A 17,141-nucleotide genomic window follows, 5' to 3' on the forward strand; every position below is an offset into this window, starting at 1 on the left:
ATGCGCTGCTAAATTTCCTTCATCTTTTATGCAATGTCGCCATGGCGACCGTTCGGGAACCTGTGTAGTACTGGATTATGGATATAGAAACAGATGTTATGTCGATGTGTATGGTCGTGTTGTTAATTATTAGCGTGTTGCTCGATTAACCTCTTCCCCCGTAAAATCAGTACGCCTCGCCGTCGCCGGAAAGGCCAGCCTATTCGCTACGAACCCGATCCGAATCGAAATCGTACCGTTCCCCCGCGCGGCCTGACCTGCCAGCGTATTCCGGGATAAGCGTTCAGAGAGGCGATATTGCCCTGTCGGGCATAGTGCGAATATAAAAAGGCTGCCAACGATGGTGGCAGCCTCTTCACTTTATGGCATTGCTGATGCGAAGAGCGAGTTAGCTCTTGATCTTCCTGTAGATAAACAGGACAACCAGCGCACCGATCACCGCCACGACAAAGCTGCCGAAATTAAAACCGTCTACACGGCCAAAGCCGAAGAAAGTACTAATCCAACCCCCGACAACTGCACCGATGACACCCAGAATTACGGTAACGATAAATCCGCCGCCGTCTTTCCCCGGCATAATCCACTTGGCTAAAATACCGGCAATAAGCCCAAAAATGATCCATGAAATGATACCCATAGCTAACTCCGTCCTCTTGTTACCTTGTAAATCTCTGGTATAGAAAGATTAGCATAAATATTAATGATGTTTCATAAATTAATATTTAATATACATATACTTGTCAGCACGAAGATAATGGTCTACGCCCTGAACGCGTACCGCACAAATAATCAGCAGGCGGAAGTATCGCGTCGCGGATAATTAAAACCTCGGGAGAGGCAGCGATAAGCCAGGATTTTTCTTATTAAAAGTGAAACTGGAAGCGGAATACAAAAGCAGCAAGGGGGACATTTCCCCCCTTGCTAACTTAGATGACTGCGGTTGTCAGCCGCGACGAACAGCAAAGGCGCCCCTGTTCATCAGTGATGTCGATTTGCCACACCTGATGACGGGAGCCGACGTGCAGCGCCCGGCACACGCCGCGAACCCTCCCGCTGCGCACCGAACGGATATGGTTGGCATTGACCTCCAGCCCCACCACCTTCTGCTCACCTTCGCTGCACAGATAGCCGGCCACCGAGCCTAAGGTTTCCGCTAACACCACCGACGCGCCGCCATGCAGCAGCCCAAACGGCTGATGGGTGCGGCTATCTACCGGCATGGTGGCCTCGATGGCGTCGTCGGTAAGGGCCTCGAAGCGAATATCCAGCAGGCCGACCATATTCCCGTCGCCCATGGTGTTCAGCTGTTCCAGGGTGCTCTGACGTTTCCAAATCATCCCATAATCTCCAGTAGCGCCTGCAGCGGATGGCGTACGCCGCTGCCTTCAATACGCTTCACCTGGCTACGACAGGAGTAGCCGGTAACCAGACAACGATTACGCGGCAGGCGCTGCATCGCCTGCTCCCAGGAGAGCGCGTAGATAGCCAGCGAGTTGGCGTGGTTCTTCACTTCATGACCGTAGGTACCGGCCATGCCGCAGCAGCCCACGTTAACGTTTTCCAGCTTCGCGCCAAAACGCGCGAAGATATCCGCCCACTGTTTGGTGGAAGCGGGAAGCGCCGTGACCTCGGTACAGTGGCCAAACAGATACCAGGACTCGCCGCCCTGCTCCTGCGCAGCGGTTGCCGACAGCGCCTGCGGCAGCCACTCATGCACCAGCATCACGCGGAAGTCGCCGCGCTTGTCGCCGAGCACCTGGTTGTATTCATCGCGATAGCAGAGCACCAGCGCCGGATCCACCCCCACCATCGGCATGCCGAGTTGGGCCACCCGGTTCAGGAAATCGGCGGTTTTCTGCGCGGTACGCGCGAATCGCGTCAGGAAGCCCTTAATATGCTGGGCTTTACCGTTTGGTGAAAATGGCAGCAGTACCGGCTGGTAGCCTAGCTTTTCGACCAGATGAACAAAATCGGCAACCACCTGCGCATCGTAATAGCTGGTGAACGGATCCTGAACCACCAGCACCCTTTTCGCTTTCTGCTCTGCGCTCAGCGCTTCCAGCTGCTCCAGCGTGGTATTCGCCGAACGATGGCCGACCATCTGCTGCTTCAGCGACGGGACGGAAAGCAGCGGGAGATCGACCATACCGATATGCTTTTCCGACAGCTTGCGCATCCACGGCTGATTAATAAAGAAGTTGAACGTCTTCGGCGCATGCGCCATCAGCGGCGCGTAGGATTCAACCGCCGCCACCAGATGATCGCGTACCGGCCGCAGGTAGCGGCTGTGGTAAAGCTGGAGGAAACGCGACCGGAACTCCGGAACGTCGATCTTAATCGGGCACTGGGTCGAGCAGGCTTTACAGGCCAGGCAGCCGGACATCGCCTCCTTAACCTCATGCGAGAAATCGTACTCTCCATTACGCGCGTGCCAGCTATTGCGGGTGCGCTCCACCAGGGTACGCAGGCTGGCGCGTTTTTCCGGCAGATCTTTTTCCAGCTGATTGGGGTCGATGCCGCGATCCGCCAGCAGGCGCAGCCATTCTCGCACCAGCGTTGCCCGCCCCTTCGGCGAGTGAATACGGTGGTTGCTGACCTTCATCGACGGACACATCGGGCTTTTGGCATCAAAGTTGAAGCACAGACCGTTGCCATTACACTCCATCGCGCCGCGCCACGAGCTGCGCACGGCAATGGGGATCTGCCGATCGAAGGTCCCGCGCTTAACCGCATCTACCTTCATCATTGGCGCATCCACGCCTTCCGGCGGGCATATTTTACCGGGGTTCAGGCGGTTATCCGGGTCAAACGCGGCTTTAATCTTGCGCAGCTCGCCAAACAGTTCTGCCCCAAAGAACGCCGGGCTATATTCGGCGCGAAAGCCTTTCCCGTGTTCCCCCCACAGAAGGCCGCCATACTTAGCGGTTAAGGCTACGACGTCATCGGAGATGCGTTTCATCAGCATCTCTTGCTGCGGATCGCACATATCCAGCGCCGGACGCACGTGCAGCACGCCGGCATCCACATGGCCAAACATGCCGTAGCTCAGGCCATGACCGTCAAGCAGCGCGCGAAATTCCACAATATAGTCAGCCAGATGCTCCGGCGGCACGCAGGTATCTTCGGCGAAGGGTATCGGTTTAGCGGCTCCTTTGGCATTCCCCAGCAGGCCAACGGCTTTTTTCCGCATCGCGTAGATGCGCTCAACGCCGTCCAGATCGTGGCAAACCTGCCAGCCGATAACGCCCGCTTCGCCGCGCGCCATCAGCTCATCCAGGCGCTGGCACAGGGTTGTCACCTGGCCGTCGATCAGTTCGGCGTCATCACCGGCGAACTCAACGATATTCAGCCCCAGCATCTCTTTATCCGCAACGTCGGTAATGAGCTCGCTGACCGAATGCCAGACAATATCTTCCCGCGCCAGATTAAGCACTTTTGAGTCGACGGTTTCGACCGACAGCGCCTTCGCGTCTACCATAAACGGCGCGTTACGCAGCGCGGAGTTAAAGGAATCGTACTTAACGTTAACCAGGCGGCGTACTTTCGGTAAGCGGGTAATATCCAGCCGCGCTTCGGTAATAAACGCCAGCGTTCCTTCTGAACCGGTCAGGATGCGGGTCAGATCGAATTCGCTCATCTCGTCATTAAAGACGTGGCGTAAATCGTAGCCCGTCAGGAAGCGGTTAAGTTTGGGGAATTTATCGATAACCAGCTGCCGCTGCGCTTTGCAGCGCTGATAGACCGTGCGGTAAATACGCCCAATCGCCGACTGTTCTGCGCCCAGCGTTTCAGCCAGCGCCGCCGGAATCGGCTGCGTATCCAGAATGTCGCCGCCGATCAGCACCGAGCGCACGCCGAGCACGTGATCGGAGGTTTTCCCGTAGACCAGCGAGCCCTGCCCGGAAGCATCGGTGTTGATCATCCCGCCAAGCGTGGCGCGGTTGCTGGTCGACAGTTCCGGCGCAAAAAAGTAGCCGTACGGTTTAAGGAACTGATTGAGCTGATCTTTAATGACCCCGGCTTCCACCCGCACCCACCCTTCTTCGGGGTTGATTTCAATAATGCGGTTCATATAGCGGGACATATCGACGATGATCCCGGCGTTGAGCGCCTGGCCGTTGGTGCCGGTACCGCCCCCGCGCGGGGTAAAGATCAGTGATTTAAAACGTTCTTCCGCCGCCAGTCTTGCCAGCAGAGCGACGTCTGCCGTGGAGCGGGGGAATAAAATCGCATCTGGCAACAGTTGATATACACTGTTATCAGTCGCCATCGTTAGCCTGTCGGCGTAGCTGGTGGCGGTATCGCCGGTAAAACCTTGTTGCTCCAGTACCTGCAAAAAATTCAGCACCAGTTGAACGACACCTGGCGCTTGAGAAATCTGTGGGATCATGACGCTCGACCCTGCCTGACTATGTTGTGTTGTAAGTGATTAAACGTTTGCGTAGTGCACACAACTTTTTATCACATTTTTTTCATATGCGCCCGCCAGAATTAAGGGCAAAATCAGGCACGCGAAGATATTGATATTATTATCAGTACATGGAATTACGCTGCGTCAGCCTTGTGACGCGACTGCAAAGGTAAAACTTTATCATGATTAACCCCAATCAGCCCCGGGACATACCGCAAGTTCTGCTGTCGGTGCTGTTTTTGTCCCTGATTATTATTTCCTGCCTGTGGGTCGTTCAGCCATTTATCCTGTCATTTGCCTGGGCCGGTACCGTGGTTATCGCCACCTGGCCGGTGCTTTTGCGCCTGCAGCGCCTGCTGTTCGGCAAGCGCGCGCTGGCGGTGCTGGTGATGACGCTGCTGCTCTTTTTACTGTTCGTTATCCCTATTGCACTGCTGGTCAACAGCCTGGTGGATAACAGCACGCCATTAATAAAAGTGATTACCAGCGGTAACTTTACGCCGCCGGATCTGGCGTGGCTAAATAGCGTTCCGCTGATTGGCGATAAGCTGTATACCGGCTGGCACAATTTACTGGAGATGGGGGGAACGGCGATTATGGTCAAAATTCGCCCCTATCTCGGCACCACCACCACGTGGTTTGTTGGCCAGGCGGCGCACATCGGCAAGCTGCTGGTCTATTGCGGACTCATGCTGCTGTTTAGCGCCCTGCTGTACTGGCGAGGCGAACAGGTTGCCTATGGCTTCCGTCACTTCGCCACACGCCTGGCGGCCAAACGCGGCGATGCGGCGGTGATCCTCGCCGGACAGGCGATTCGCGCTGTGGCGCTGGGGGTGGTCGTCACCGCGCTGGCCCAGGCGGTGCTTGGCGGTATTGGCCTTGCGGTCAGCGGCGTGCCCTACGCCGCGCTGCTCACCGTGGTGATGATCTTCACCTGCCTCGTGCAGCTGGGCCCCCTGCTGGTCCTGGTACCGTCAATTATCTGGCTGTACTGGAGCGGCGATACCACCTGGGGCACCGTGCTGCTGGTCTGGAGCTGCGTTGTCGGCACCATGGATAACTTTATCCGGCCGCTGCTGATTCGCATGGGTGCCGACCTGCCGATGATTCTGATCCTTTCCGGCGTTATCGGCGGCCTGGTGGCGTTCGGCATGATAGGACTGTTTATCGGTCCGGTACTGCTGGCGGTCTCCTGGCGGCTGTATGATGCGTGGGTTAACGAGGCGCCGCCGCCGCCGAAAGACCCCGATCTGGTGCTTGAGGAACTGAGCGAGCTGAATACGCGAGCCTCGCAGGATAAGTAAGCGAAAAGGCGGGGAAACCCGCCTTTCCCCATTACGCCCCTGATTACCGTCGGGCGGGACAATCTAAAATATTAAGAAATACTAATCTATCCCTCACCACATCCCGCATTCCTCTGCCTACTAACCCTATTTGCTGCACAGATTCTTTACCGTAATTTAACTATTGAGAGGAATCCGATCGACGCAAAAAGCCTCAGTGCCTAGTATTAGCACACGGTTATAAATCAACGCATTGATTTATAAGCATGGAAATCCCCTGAGTGAAACAACGAATTGCTGTGTGTAGTCTTTGCCCATCTCCCACGATGGGCTTTTTTTTGTCCGCTTTCTGTTCCCAAAAACAAAAAATCCCCGCCACTGCTGAGCTGACGGGGAGTATCCAGTTGCCTGTTTTAGCGAGAACTTACTTATTCAGCTCCGCCAGGCCGAGCCAGGTTTGCACGACCGTATCCGGGTTCAGGGACAGGCTATCGATCCCCTCTTCCATCAGCCAGGCGGCAAAATCTTCGTGGTCAGACGGACCCTGTCCGCAGATACCGACGTACTTGCCCTGCTTCTTCGCCGCGCGGATGGCCATCGACAGCAGCGCTTTCACCGCGTCGTTACGCTCATCGAACAGCTCGGAGACCACGCCGGAGTCGCGATCCAGCCCCAGGGCCAGCTGCGTCATATCGTTAGAACCAATAGAGAAGCCGTCGAAGTATTCGAGGAACTGTTCAGCCAGCAGCGCATTCGATGGAATTTCACACATCATAATCAGCTTCAGGCCGTTTTCGCCGCGCTTGAGGCCCTGGCGTTCCAGCTCTTCAACCACCGCTTTCGCCTGCGCAACGGTGCGGACAAACGGCACCATGATTTCGACGTTGGTCAGGCCCATGTCGTTACGCACCCGTTTAACCGCTTCACACTCCAGCGCGAAGCAATCGCGGAAGCTTTCGGACACATAGCGACCGGCCCCGCGGAAGCCCAGCATCGGGTTCTCTTCTTCCGGCTCGTAACGTTCGCCGCCGACCAGGTTGGCGTATTCGTTAGACTTAAAGTCGGAAAGACGCACAATCACCCGTTTCGGGAAAAATGCCGCGCCAAGGGTGGAGATCCCTTCGGTCAGGCGACCGACGTAGAACTCTTTCGGCGAGTCGTAGCCTTTCATCAGCTCGCGGATTTCATTCTGCAGCCCCGGCTCCTGATCGTCGAACTCCAGCAGCGCGCGCGGGTGGACGCCAATCATACGGTTGATAATGAACTCCAGACGCGCCAGGCCCACGCCTTCGTTCGGCAGGCAGGCAAAGTCGAAGGCGCGGTCCGGGTTACCGACGTTCATCATGATCTTCAGCGGCAGATCCGGCATATCGCCAACGGTGGAGCTCTTAACGCTGAAGTCGAGGATTTCGGCATACACGTAGCCGGTATCGCCCTCGGCACAAGAGACGGTCACGTTCTGGTTTTCCTGGATTCGATCGGTGGCGTTGCCGCAGCCCACTACCGCCGGTATCCCCAGCTCACGCGCGATAATCGCCGCATGACAGGTACGCCCGCCGCGGTTGGTGACGATCGCCGCCGCCTTTTTCATGATCGGCTCCCAGTCCGGGTCGGTCATGTCGGTCACCAGCACGTCGCCGGGCTCGATGCGGTTCATTTCGCTGATATCGTGAATGACCTTCACCGGACCCGCGCCGATGCGATGGCCGATCGCGCGCCCTTCGGAAATAATCTGTCCTTGCGCATGGAGGGTATAGCGCTCCATCACCTGGCCGCGGGAACGGACGGTTTCCGGACGGGCCTGCACGATAAATAGCTTACCGGTGTGACCATCCTTCGCCCACTCGATATCCATCGGGCGGTTGTAGTGCTTCTCGATTTGAACCGCTTGCTGCGCCAGCTCCTGCACTTCCGCGTCGGTTAACGAGAAGACGTCGCGCTGCGCCTGCGGCACGTCTTCGATACGCACCTGCTTGCCATGCTCCTGGGTGGGGGCATACACCATGCGGATCTTTTTCGACCCCATGGTGCGGCGTACGATTGCCGGCCGGCCCGCTTCCAGCGTTGGTTTATGGACGTAGAACTCATCGGGGTTCACCGCCCCCTGCACCACCATCTCGCCGAGCCCCCAGGCGGAGGTGATAAATACCACCTGATCAAAACCGGATTCGGTATCGATGGAGAACATCACGCCGGACGAGGCCAGATCGGAGCGCACCATCCTCTGCACCCCGGCGGAGAGCGCCACCCCGCGGTGATCGTACCCTTGATGCACGCGGTAGGAGATGGCGCGATCGTTAAACAGCGAAGCAAACACGTGCTTCACCGCGACGAGCACGGCGTCAAAGCCCTGCACGTTAAGGAATGTCTCCTGCTGACCGGCGAAAGAGGCGTCCGGCATATCTTCCGCTGTCGCGGAGGAGCGCACGGCAAAGGAGGCCTCAGCGTCATCGGCGGACAGCTGGGTATAGGCATCGCGAATCGCATTTTCCAGTTCGCTCTGGAACGGCGTATCAATGATCCACTGACGGATCTGTGCGCCCGCTTTCGCTAACGCGGAAACGTCGTCAATGTCGGTTTCATCCAGCAGTTCATAAATGCGCTGGTTAACACCGCTTTGGTCCAAAAACTGATTAAAGGCTTCAGCGGTGGTGGCAAACCCGTTCGGTACGGACACGCCCATACCCGACAGATTTGTAATCATTTCACCAAGGGAGGCATTTTTGCCCCCAACCCTGTCTACATCATTCATGCCGAGTTGGTTATACCAAAGCACCAGCGGTGACGAGCCATTGTTGGACATCGAGACAATCCTTTTGTGATTTAATACCAGTGATAAATAATTCACGATCGACTACGAGATTTATCCTGACATATTTATCCAGCTGAAAGAAACGGTGAATCGTTCAAGCAAATTATTTTTTCGTTTTTAGGATTCTTTGCCAGATATAGCTAAGCTAATGATTCTTCAGAAATCTGATGAAATTTGATACAAAAGATACGCAGTTGCGAAAAATGAACGCACCTTTTCATTAAAAATAAAAATAGCGTTTCATTTTTTTAATATGAGACAAAGCCTGGAGCGTTATGCTTAAATTTAATATCAGCTTTCAGACAATTAAACTCATTATACCGGATGGTCAAAATGGAAAGTGCTGTAGATCGCCACGTATTTTATATTTCCGACGGTACCGCTATTACGGCGGAAGTTCTGGGTCATGCGGTCATGTCGCAATTCCCGGTCGCCACCAGCAGCGTAACCCTGCCGTTTGTCGAAAATATTAGCCGCGCGCGCGCCGTGAAGGAGCAAATCGACGCGATTTTCCAGCAGACCGGCATTCGACCGCTGGTGTTCTATTCCATCGTGCTGCCGGAAATCCGCGACATCATCCTACAAAGCGAAGGCTTTTGTCAGGATATCGTCCAGGCGCTGGTGGCCCCCCTGCAGCAGGAGCTGCGCCTCGATCCAACGCCAATCGCTCACCGCACCCACGGCCTGACGCCCGGTAACCTGAACAAATACGACGCGCGTATCGCCGCTATCGACTACACCCTTGCCCACGATGACGGAATTTCTCTGCGTAATCTCGATCAGGCCCAGGTGATCCTCCTCGGCGTTTCGCGCTGCGGGAAAACCCCCACCAGCCTGTATCTGGCGATGCAGTACGGTATTCGCGCCGCCAACTACCCGTTTATCGCCGATGACATGGACAATCTGATTCTTCCGGCTTCACTTAAGCCGCTACAGCACAAACTCTTCGGCTTAACAATCAATCCGGAGCGCCTGGCGGCCATCCGCGAAGAGCGGCGGGAAAACAGCCGCTATGCTTCCATGCGCCAGTGCCGGATGGAAGTGACCGAAGTCGAGGCACTTTACCGCAAAAACAAGATACCTTGCCTGAACAGTACCAACTATTCCGTGGAAGAGATCGCCACCAAAATCATGGATATTATGGGGTTAAGCCGCAGAATGTACTAACACACTAGTACATTATTAAAAATTTGTTTATGCTATCACCTGAGCCCTATACAGGATCATGCCCTGCTCTTGCAATAAGCGGGGATTGGTTTATCGTGATGCGCATCACTTCCCGGCATTTTCGCCGCGGAAGAAACAGATTTTGAGACCCCAATGAATAAAACAGACGAATTGCGTACCGCGCGCATTGAAAGCCTGGTAACGCCTGCGGAACTGGCTCAGCGGCATCCAGTGTCTGCCGACGTTGCCGCACACGTTTCCGCCTCACGCCGCCGAATCGAGAAAATCCTCAATGGTGAAGATCGCCGCCTGCTGGTGGTGATCGGTCCCTGTTCCATTCACGATATTGATGCGGCGATGGAGTATGCGCGCCGCCTGCAGGGTATGCGCGAACGTTACCAGCCGCAGCTGGAAATCGTGATGCGTACCTATTTTGAGAAGCCGCGCACGGTGGTTGGCTGGAAGGGGCTGATCTCCGACCCCGACCTGAACGGCAGCTATCGGGTGAATCACGGCCTTGAGCTGGCGCGTAGCCTGCTGCTGCAGGTCAATGAACTGGGCGTACCGACCGCCACCGAGTTTCTCGATATGGTGACCGGGCAGTTTATTGCCGACCTGATAAGCTGGGGCGCTATCGGCGCGCGTACGACCGAGAGCCAGATCCACCGCGAAATGGCCTCGGCGCTCTCGTGCCCGGTAGGCTTTAAGAACGGTACCGATGGCAATACCCGTATCGCCGTTGATGCGATCCGCGCTTCCCGCGCCAGCCATATGTTCCTGTCGCCGGATAAGCAGGGACAGATGACCATCTACCAGACCAGCGGCAATCCGTACGGCCATATCATTATGCGCGGCGGTAAAAAGCCGAATTACCACGCCGCCGATATCGCCGCCGCCGGGGAAGCGCTGGCGGAGTTCGACCTGCCGGAACAGCTGGTAGTGGATTTTAGCCACGGCAATTGCCAGAAACAGCACCGCCGTCAGCTGGACGTTTGCGCCGATATCTGCCAGCAGATCCGCGCCGGCTCGACCGCCATCGCCGGGATCATGGCCGAGAGTTTCCTTCAGGAAGGCACGCAGAAGGTCGTCGCGGGCCAGCCGCTGACCTGGGGACAATCGATTACCGATCCCTGCCTGAGCTGGGACGATAGCGAACGGCTGCTGGATGAATTAGCCGCCGCCATCGCCACCCGCCTGTAGTTCCCTTCCCCGCCGAAACAGCGGCGGGGGTATTTCTCGACCTTCCTACCGCACACCCGCTAAATCTGGTATTTCGATAAATAATGCTTGCCGGGAAAAACAACATTATTGATAATGATTATCATTGTTACCTTGATTTTTATTTTTAGTGCTATGACGCGTATGGATAACACTGCCACAGCAGAAAAAACAACAGACAATGCCCCGTATCCGGTTCCGACGGACAAAGAGATAAGCAGCCGGACATTATTGGGCAGCGAGGGACGGGTGGTGATTGAACATCGCGGTCAGCGCTACCTGCTGCGTCAGACCCATTCGGGCAAGCTGATCCTGACCAAATAATTATCCCCGCCGATAAAGGCAGGGATAACGATCGCTAGCTGGAACAGCTTACTTCAAGACGCCTTCCCCAGTCCGGTGGACGCTGAATATATTCATCCGTCCGATCGGCAAAGGGGTGAGAGAGTGCGCTATGCAGGCTCTCCAGCTCGCTCATATCCCCCTGCTCCGCCTGTTCAATGGCACGCTGAGCCAGCCAGTTACGCAGCACGATCGCCGGGTTCACGCTGCGCATCCGCGCCTGCCTTTGCGCATCCTCAACCTGTTCATCGCGCAGGCGCGCGCGGTAAGCGGTAAACCAGCTATCGAACGTCTCGCGGTCGATAAACTCATCGCGTAGCGGCGAGGCGGCGCTCTCCTGCTCGCTGGCGCTGAGCATCCGGAAAGTCCGCGTATAGTCGCTGCCCTCGCGTTCCATCAGCGCAAACAGGCCGTCCAGCAGCTCGTTATCCCCTTTTTGCTGGGTAAACAATCCGAGCTTGTCGCGCATGCGGCGGCCATACGCCGTCAGCAGCGCTTGCTGGTAACTATCCAGCGCGCCGTTCAGCGCCTCAGCGCTGATAAACGGCGAGAGCGTCTGCGCCAGCCGTTGCAGGTTCCATAGCCCTACCGCCGGCTGATTATCAAAGCGGTAGCGCCCCTGATAATCGGAGTGGTTACAGATAAAGCCAGGCTGGAAATCATCAAGGAAACCGTACGGACCGTAGTCCATCGTCAGGCCGAGAATCGACATATTGTCGGTATTCATCACCCCGTGGGCAAAGCCCACCGTTTGCCAGCAGGCAATCATCTCCGCGGTTCGGGTGACAACGTCACTGAACCACAGAAGGTACCTATCCGCTTCATTTTGCAGATGCGGCCAGTGGTGACGAATCACGTAATCCGCCAGCTGCTGCACTTTCAAAGGCTCGCGACGGTAGTAAAAATGCTCAAAATGGCCGAAACGAACGTGGCTTTCCGCCAGCCGCATCAGCATTGCCCCGCGCTCGACGGTTTCGCGGTATACCGGCGTATCGCTGGCCACTATCGCCAGCGCGCGGGTGGTGGGAATGCCCAACGCATGCATCGCTTCCGAGGCCAGCGCCTCGCGGATCGTCGAGCGCAGCACCGCCCGCCCGTCGCCCATTCGCGAATAGGGAGTGAGCCCGGCGCCTTTAAGGTGCCAGTCAAAGCGACGACCATCAGCGAGCTGCTGTTCGCCGAGCAGAATACCGCGCCCGTCGCCGAGTTGCCCGGCCCAGGCGCCGAACTGGTGGCCGCTGTAAACCTGCGCCAGCGGCGACATTCCCGGCAGCAGCGTTTCGCCGCCCCATACGCCAGCGCCCTTCTGCGGGCTGAATAACGACGCGTCAACGCCCAACGTTCGCCCCAGCGGAGCGTTATGCCAGACAAGCCGCGCATTCTCCAGCGGCGTAGGGGTTAAAGCGGTATAAAAATCCGGCAGTTCATCACGCCAGTGGCTAGTAAAAGACAGGGTCATGGTTCCTCCTGCCTTCAGTGTAGTGCTTTCAACAAATTATTAACACGGAGGAATGGATGGGTTATTGCGATAAAAGACTAGACGGGCGTTGTGGCGCTGCCCGGTAAGGCGTTACCGCCGCCGGGCAAGAAAACGCCACGCTACGCTTTGACGTATCGAGGCTAGATCCTTCGCGCCTGCCAGAATTTTTTATGCCAGTAGACATTATCCAGCGACGAGCGCGTCACGCCCTGGCTGGTGGAGGCGTGGATAAACTGGTTATCCGTGTCGTAAATACCGACGTGCAGACCGCTCTCTCCGGAACCGGTCTTGAAGAAGACCAGATCGCCGGGCAGCAGTTCGCTCTTATCGATTTTTGTGCCAATCTCCGCCTGTTCACGCGTTTCGCGCGGCAGCTGCAAGGCGAACTTATCGCGGAAGGTCATCAGCACAAACCCGGAACAATCAACGCCGCGCGGCGACATACCGCCGTAGCGATACGGCGCTCCCCGCCAGTTCCTTAGCTGCTCATTCAGGTTAGCAACAACGGTAATCGAATCAGCAAGCCGTGGATTGGGCGGCGGCGCCCGATGGCTGCTACAACCCGCCAGAAATAACGCAATACACAAAACGAGCCAAAAACGCATCTCAGACGAATCCTCTATTCCCTATCCTGATAGCAGGATAATTTACCTTGTTTATCAATTCGCTGGCAAGCTGACTGCGTGCTACTGTGACGCAACGAGCATAAGATGACCCGCCACTTCGACCCGCTGGAAGTCGATGGCATACGCGGCGGTTAAATTTTCTTCGCTTAATACCTCGGCGGTGCTGCCGCAGGCGATCGTCTCCCCCCGGCAGATAAGCCAGGAGCGATGGGCGTGTCGGAGGGTATGATTCAGGTCGTGGCTGCTCATCACGACGGCAATCCCCGAGGCGCAGAGTTCGCTTAACAGTCGGTCCAGCGCGGCCTGCTGCGCCACGTCCAGGCTGTTCATCGGTTCATCCAGCAATAGCAACTGTCCGGACGTGTTAGCCTGACGATGAATCTGCAGTATTACCGCCGCCAGGCGCACGCGTTGCCACTCCCCGCCGGAGATGTGATTCACCTGGCGCCCAAGCTTGTCGCCTAAGCCCAGCTTCTCCGCGATGGTCGTCAGTAGCCCATTTTGCGCGTCGTCCTGGAGATGCAGCGACAGATAATGCCAGACCGGCATGGCGAAAGGCGGCATCTGGTGCTGGCTTAAATAGGCCCGATGACGCGCCAGCTCCTGCGCCAGCCAGTCATTCAGCGGGCGTCCATTCAGTTTTACCTGGCCCGGGCCGGTAGAGAGCCCCGCCATACGCGCCAGCAACGTGCTTTTCCCCGCCCCGTTTGGCCCCACCAGATGAACGATCTCTCCCGGCCTGATATCGGCTGAAAACGGCGCCAGCCGCCCCGCCTCTTCTACATCCTGTAGCTGCATCAAAAACGGCATTATTTGGCTAAAGCTCCTTTAATAGCGGCCACCAGCTGCGGATCATCCGGCGTCATATCCGGTGAGAAACGGCCGATGACCTGACCATCGCGGCCGATGAGGAATTTTTCAAAATTCCACAGAATATCATCCACGTACAGCGGCGCTCTTCCTTTGCTGGCCATGCGCTCATAAAAACCGCTGCCTTCCGGGGCGATAGCCTGCGGGGCGGCCTCAACCAGCTTCTGGTACAGAGGCGCGCGATGTTCACCGTTGACGTCAATTTTGCTGAACATCGGGAAAGTCACGCCGTAAGTCGTGCTACAGAACGTTTTAATCTCTTCTTCGCTACCCGGCTCCTGACCCAAAAACTGGTTGCACGGAAAGCCCAGTACGCTAAAACCTTCGCTTTCTAAATCTTTTTGCAGCGCCTCCAGCTGCTCATACTGCGGCGTCAGGCCGCATTTTGACGCGACGTTGACAATCAAAAGGACGTTGCCTGCCCACGGGGTGAGCGTTGTTTTCTCACCATCGATGGTGGTGACTTCAGTATTGAGAATATTGTGTTGCATAGCCTTCCCTCAGTGAATATACCGGTTACTGCTTCAGGTGATCCCTATCTACTGTAGCGGATTCAGACTGGGTCATTCTACTTTGAATCCCCCGGGAGTGTCTCTTGATGTAACAGGCAGCACAACATGAATTCATCTCAACACCGGGAGCGCCCAATTCAGTGTACAGTGGTGGATGGATGTAATAGCATTTCGTTACTTGTTAATTTAAGAGAGTTTTATTGATGAAGAAGATGTTTAGCGCGGTGTTAATCGCGGCCTCCGTTGCGCTGCTTTCGGCATGCTCGCCGGATGAAGATAATAAGATTAAAGTCGCCATTAATACCGGGCCGGATGAGGCTATCTGGAAAGTCGTAGAACAGGTGGCCAAAGAGAAATACAACCTCGACGTTGAGGTAATCTCATTTAATGATTACGTTCTGCCGAACGAAGCCCTGAACAATAAAGACGTCGATGCTAACGCCTTCCAGACGCTGCCTTACCTTGAGGCACAATCAAAAGAGCGCGGCTATAAGTTTGCCATTGTCGGTAAAACCTTCGTCTTCCCGATCGCCGCCTACTCGAAGAAAATCAAAAATATCAGCGAACTGCCTGACGGCGCGACGATTTCCATCTCTAACGAAACCACAACCCTGGGCCGCAGCCTGCTGCTGCTGCAGGCGCAAGGTTTAATCAAGCTGAAAGAGGGTACAGGCTACCTGCCGACGACGCTGGACATTATCGACAATCCTAAGCAGCTGAAAATCGTGGAAGTCGACACGCCGCAGCTGACCCGTACGCTTGATGACCCGAACGTCGCCTTGTCGATCATCAACACCAACTTCTCCGCTCAGGCCGGTCTCTCGGCTGCCCGCGATGGGCTATTTATGGAAGGCCCGGACTCGCCGTACGTCAACGCCATTGTTGCGCGCGAAGATAATAAAGACAGCAAAAAAGTCCAGGAGCTGAAAGAGGCCTTCCAGACTCAGCAGGTTGCCGACAAGGCAGCGGAAGTTTACAAAGGCGATGCGATTAAGGGCTGGTAATACTATCAACCGCTTACGGCCGCCCCTCACTGCGGGCGGCCTGATTTCAGCAATAACCAGATAAACACCGGCGCGCCCAGAGTGGCGGTGACCACGCCAATCGGCAATTCCGCCGCCGAAAGCGCCAGACGCGCGATAATATCCGCGCCCAGCAGCGCGCTGGCCCCCGCTAACAAACAGGCCGGAAGCAGCGCGCGGTGATCGCTTAAACCACATAAGCGCAGAATATGCGGGATAACCAGACCAATAAAGCCGATCGCGCCGGCCAGCGCCACGCTGACGCCCACCAGCCAGCCGGTGGCCACCACCAGCACTTTACGCCATAGCCACAGCGGTAGCCCCAGCTGGCGTGCGGAAACCTCCCCCAGCGCTAACAGATTAAGAGGCTGCGATTGCAGGCACACCCAGGCCAGCACCGGCAGCAGGGCCAGCATCAGCCACAGCTGCTGCCAGTCCACGCCGCCAAAGCCGCCCATCATCCAGTACATCAGCTGGCGGAGATCGAAAGAGGTTGAGAAGTAGACCGCCCAGGTCATCAGCGCGCTGCATATGATACCGAGCGCCACGCCCGCCAGCAGCAGACGGCTGGTCGAGAGATGCCGCCTGGCAAAACGCAGCAAAATAAAGGTAATGACCAGCGCGCCAGCGATGGCGCACAGCCCCAGCGCCCAGCCCGGAAGCAGCCCTTTTCCCAGCAACACGGCGGCTATCAGGCCAACCCCAGCGCCGTTTGATACCCCCAGCAGCCCGGGCTCCGCCAGCGGGTTTTCAAACAGTGCCTGCATAATCGCGCCGGACAGGGCCAGCGCCGCGCCCACCAGCAGGACGGCCAGGGTGCGCGGCAAACGAATCTGCCAGATAAACAGCTCGCCTTTGGCGCTAAACCATTCACCGGGGCCAATCCACTGGTCGCCCGCGCACAGGCTGATGGTCGACGTAACCAGCAGCAGCAACGTTAATACCGCAAGCCAGCGCCGGTTGCGGCGCCGTTGAGTTTGAGCAAAGGTCAGCATAGATTTCTGAGTTGAGAAAAAGGATGTGATTGATTTTACGATATTCGGCCAGGAAAAGAAAAAAGGCCGCATAGCGGCCTTTTTGATTAGTCAGTCCAGATCATTTCTCTCTGGGTGAAGCGTTTTCGACACGGCTTTTTAACTTCTGTCCGGGTCTGAAGGTCACCACACGCCGGGCTGTAATAGGAATATCCTCTCCCGTTTTCGGGTTACGGCCCGGGCGTTGGTTCTTATCTCGCAAATCGAAGTTGCCGAACCCGGAGAGTTTTACCTGCTCTCCGTTTTCCAGAGCGCGACGGACTTCTTCGAAAAACAACTCTACCAGCTCTTTGGCATCCCGCTTGCTAAGCCCAAGCTTATCAAACAGATATTCTGACATTTCAGCTTTTGTAAGCGCCATAGG

At 56.2% G+C, this 17,141-nt stretch carries 15 protein-coding genes and 1 other RNA gene; 6 read left to right on the plus strand and 10 right to left on the minus strand.

Annotated features, from left to right (window positions below; all coding sequences use genetic code 11):
* Positions 1-388: 388 nt before the first annotated feature.
* The 3 genes from HMPREF1144_RS19625 to HMPREF1144_RS19635 all read right to left on the minus strand — a co-directional run bounded on the left by HMPREF1144_RS19625 (position 389) and on the right by HMPREF1144_RS19635 (position 4,390).
* Positions 389-637 carry a GlsB/YeaQ/YmgE family stress response membrane protein gene (locus HMPREF1144_RS19625; RefSeq protein ID WP_004851762.1) on the minus strand — a complete coding sequence of 83 codons (249 nt, stop codon included), beginning with the start codon at positions 635-637 and terminating at the stop codon, positions 389-391.
* A gap of 289 nt (positions 638-926) precedes the next feature.
* Positions 927-1,337 carry a 1,4-dihydroxy-2-naphthoyl-CoA hydrolase gene (gene menI, locus HMPREF1144_RS19630; protein ID WP_004851764.1) on the minus strand — a complete coding sequence of 137 codons (411 nt, stop codon included), beginning with the start codon at positions 1,335-1,337 and terminating at the stop codon, positions 927-929.
* Positions 1,334-4,390 (minus strand): FAD-binding and (Fe-S)-binding domain-containing protein, encoded by a 3,057-nt coding sequence (locus HMPREF1144_RS19635; RefSeq protein ID WP_042928095.1) that lies wholly within the window; start codon positions 4,388-4,390, stop codon positions 1,334-1,336. The genes menI and HMPREF1144_RS19635 overlap by 4 nt, the downstream gene beginning before the upstream one ends.
* 203 nt (positions 4,391-4,593) lie before the next feature.
* Between HMPREF1144_RS19635 and ydiK the strand changes: the two genes are divergently transcribed.
* Entirely contained in the window at positions 4,594-5,715 is a 1,122-nt protein-coding gene (ydiK, locus tag HMPREF1144_RS19640; protein WP_009653741.1) for an AI-2E family transporter YdiK, read from the plus strand.
* Between the two features lie 213 nt (positions 5,716-5,928).
* An RNA gene (gene rprA / locus HMPREF1144_RS31775) (antisense sRNA RprA) lies at positions 5,929-6,036 on the plus strand.
* Between the two features lie 82 nt (positions 6,037-6,118).
* On the opposite strand, the gene ppsA is transcribed toward rprA, so the two are convergent.
* A complete protein-coding gene (ppsA, locus tag HMPREF1144_RS19645; protein WP_009653737.1) occupies positions 6,119-8,497 on the minus strand; it encodes a phosphoenolpyruvate synthase in 2,379 nt (792 codons plus the stop codon).
* Positions 8,498-8,839: 342 nt separating this feature from the next.
* On the opposite strand from ppsA, the gene HMPREF1144_RS19650 reads away from it, so the two are divergent.
* The 3 genes from HMPREF1144_RS19650 (at position 8,840) to hemP (ending at position 11,215) form a co-directional block, all read left to right on the plus strand.
* Complete coding sequence (locus HMPREF1144_RS19650; protein WP_004851771.1) at positions 8,840-9,673, plus strand: pyruvate, water dikinase regulatory protein; 834 nt, start codon at positions 8,840-8,842, stop codon at positions 9,671-9,673.
* Positions 9,674-9,826: 153 nt separating this feature from the next.
* A complete protein-coding gene (gene aroH, locus HMPREF1144_RS19655) occupies positions 9,827-10,873 on the plus strand; it encodes a 3-deoxy-7-phosphoheptulonate synthase AroH (protein ID WP_004851774.1) in 1,047 nt (348 codons plus the stop codon).
* A gap of 162 nt (positions 10,874-11,035) precedes the next feature.
* Complete coding sequence (gene hemP / locus HMPREF1144_RS19660; protein ID WP_160741222.1) at positions 11,036-11,215, plus strand: hemin uptake protein HemP; 180 nt, start codon at positions 11,036-11,038, stop codon at positions 11,213-11,215.
* Between the two features lie 34 nt (positions 11,216-11,249).
* Here hemP and selO read toward each other — a convergent pair whose 3' ends face one another.
* The 4 genes from selO to HMPREF1144_RS19680 all read right to left on the minus strand — a co-directional run bounded on the left by selO (position 11,250) and on the right by HMPREF1144_RS19680 (position 14,700).
* A complete protein-coding gene (gene selO, locus HMPREF1144_RS19665) occupies positions 11,250-12,692 on the minus strand; it encodes a protein adenylyltransferase SelO (protein WP_009653765.1) in 1,443 nt (480 codons plus the stop codon).
* Positions 12,693-12,853: 161 nt separating this feature from the next.
* Positions 12,854-13,318 carry an NlpC/P60 family protein gene (locus HMPREF1144_RS19670; protein ID WP_004851780.1) on the minus strand — a complete coding sequence of 155 codons (465 nt, stop codon included), beginning with the start codon at positions 13,316-13,318 and terminating at the stop codon, positions 12,854-12,856.
* A gap of 81 nt (positions 13,319-13,399) precedes the next feature.
* A complete protein-coding gene (gene btuD / locus HMPREF1144_RS19675; RefSeq protein ID WP_004851782.1) occupies positions 13,400-14,149 on the minus strand; it encodes a vitamin B12 ABC transporter ATP-binding protein BtuD in 750 nt (249 codons plus the stop codon).
* Positions 14,149-14,700, minus strand: coding sequence for a glutathione peroxidase (locus HMPREF1144_RS19680; protein ID WP_009653761.1), 552 nt, complete (start codon positions 14,698-14,700; stop codon positions 14,149-14,151). Before HMPREF1144_RS19680 ends, btuD begins: the two co-directional genes overlap by 1 nt.
* 224 nt (positions 14,701-14,924) lie before the next feature.
* On the opposite strand from HMPREF1144_RS19680, the gene HMPREF1144_RS19685 reads away from it, so the two are divergent.
* Positions 14,925-15,725 carry a MetQ/NlpA family ABC transporter substrate-binding protein gene (locus HMPREF1144_RS19685; RefSeq protein WP_004851786.1) on the plus strand — a complete coding sequence of 267 codons (801 nt, stop codon included), beginning with the start codon at positions 14,925-14,927 and terminating at the stop codon, positions 15,723-15,725.
* A gap of 26 nt (positions 15,726-15,751) precedes the next feature.
* Here the strand turns inward: HMPREF1144_RS19685 and btuC are convergent, their stop codons facing one another.
* Together btuC and ihfA are read right to left on the minus strand one after the other, a co-directional pair.
* A complete protein-coding gene (btuC, locus tag HMPREF1144_RS19690) occupies positions 15,752-16,738 on the minus strand; it encodes a vitamin B12 ABC transporter permease BtuC (RefSeq protein ID WP_009653750.1) in 987 nt (328 codons plus the stop codon).
* A 100-nt stretch (positions 16,739-16,838) separates the two neighbouring features.
* The gene (ihfA, locus tag HMPREF1144_RS19695) at positions 16,839-17,138 is read right to left on the minus strand and encodes an integration host factor subunit alpha (RefSeq protein ID WP_004851790.1); all 300 of its coding nucleotides are present in this window, start codon (positions 17,136-17,138) and stop codon (positions 16,839-16,841) included.
* Positions 17,139-17,141: the final 3 nt, after the last annotated feature.

The organism is Klebsiella sp. OBRC7, from assembly GCF_000293135.1.
GTDB lineage: Bacteria > Pseudomonadota > Gammaproteobacteria > Enterobacterales > Enterobacteriaceae > Klebsiella > Klebsiella michiganensis.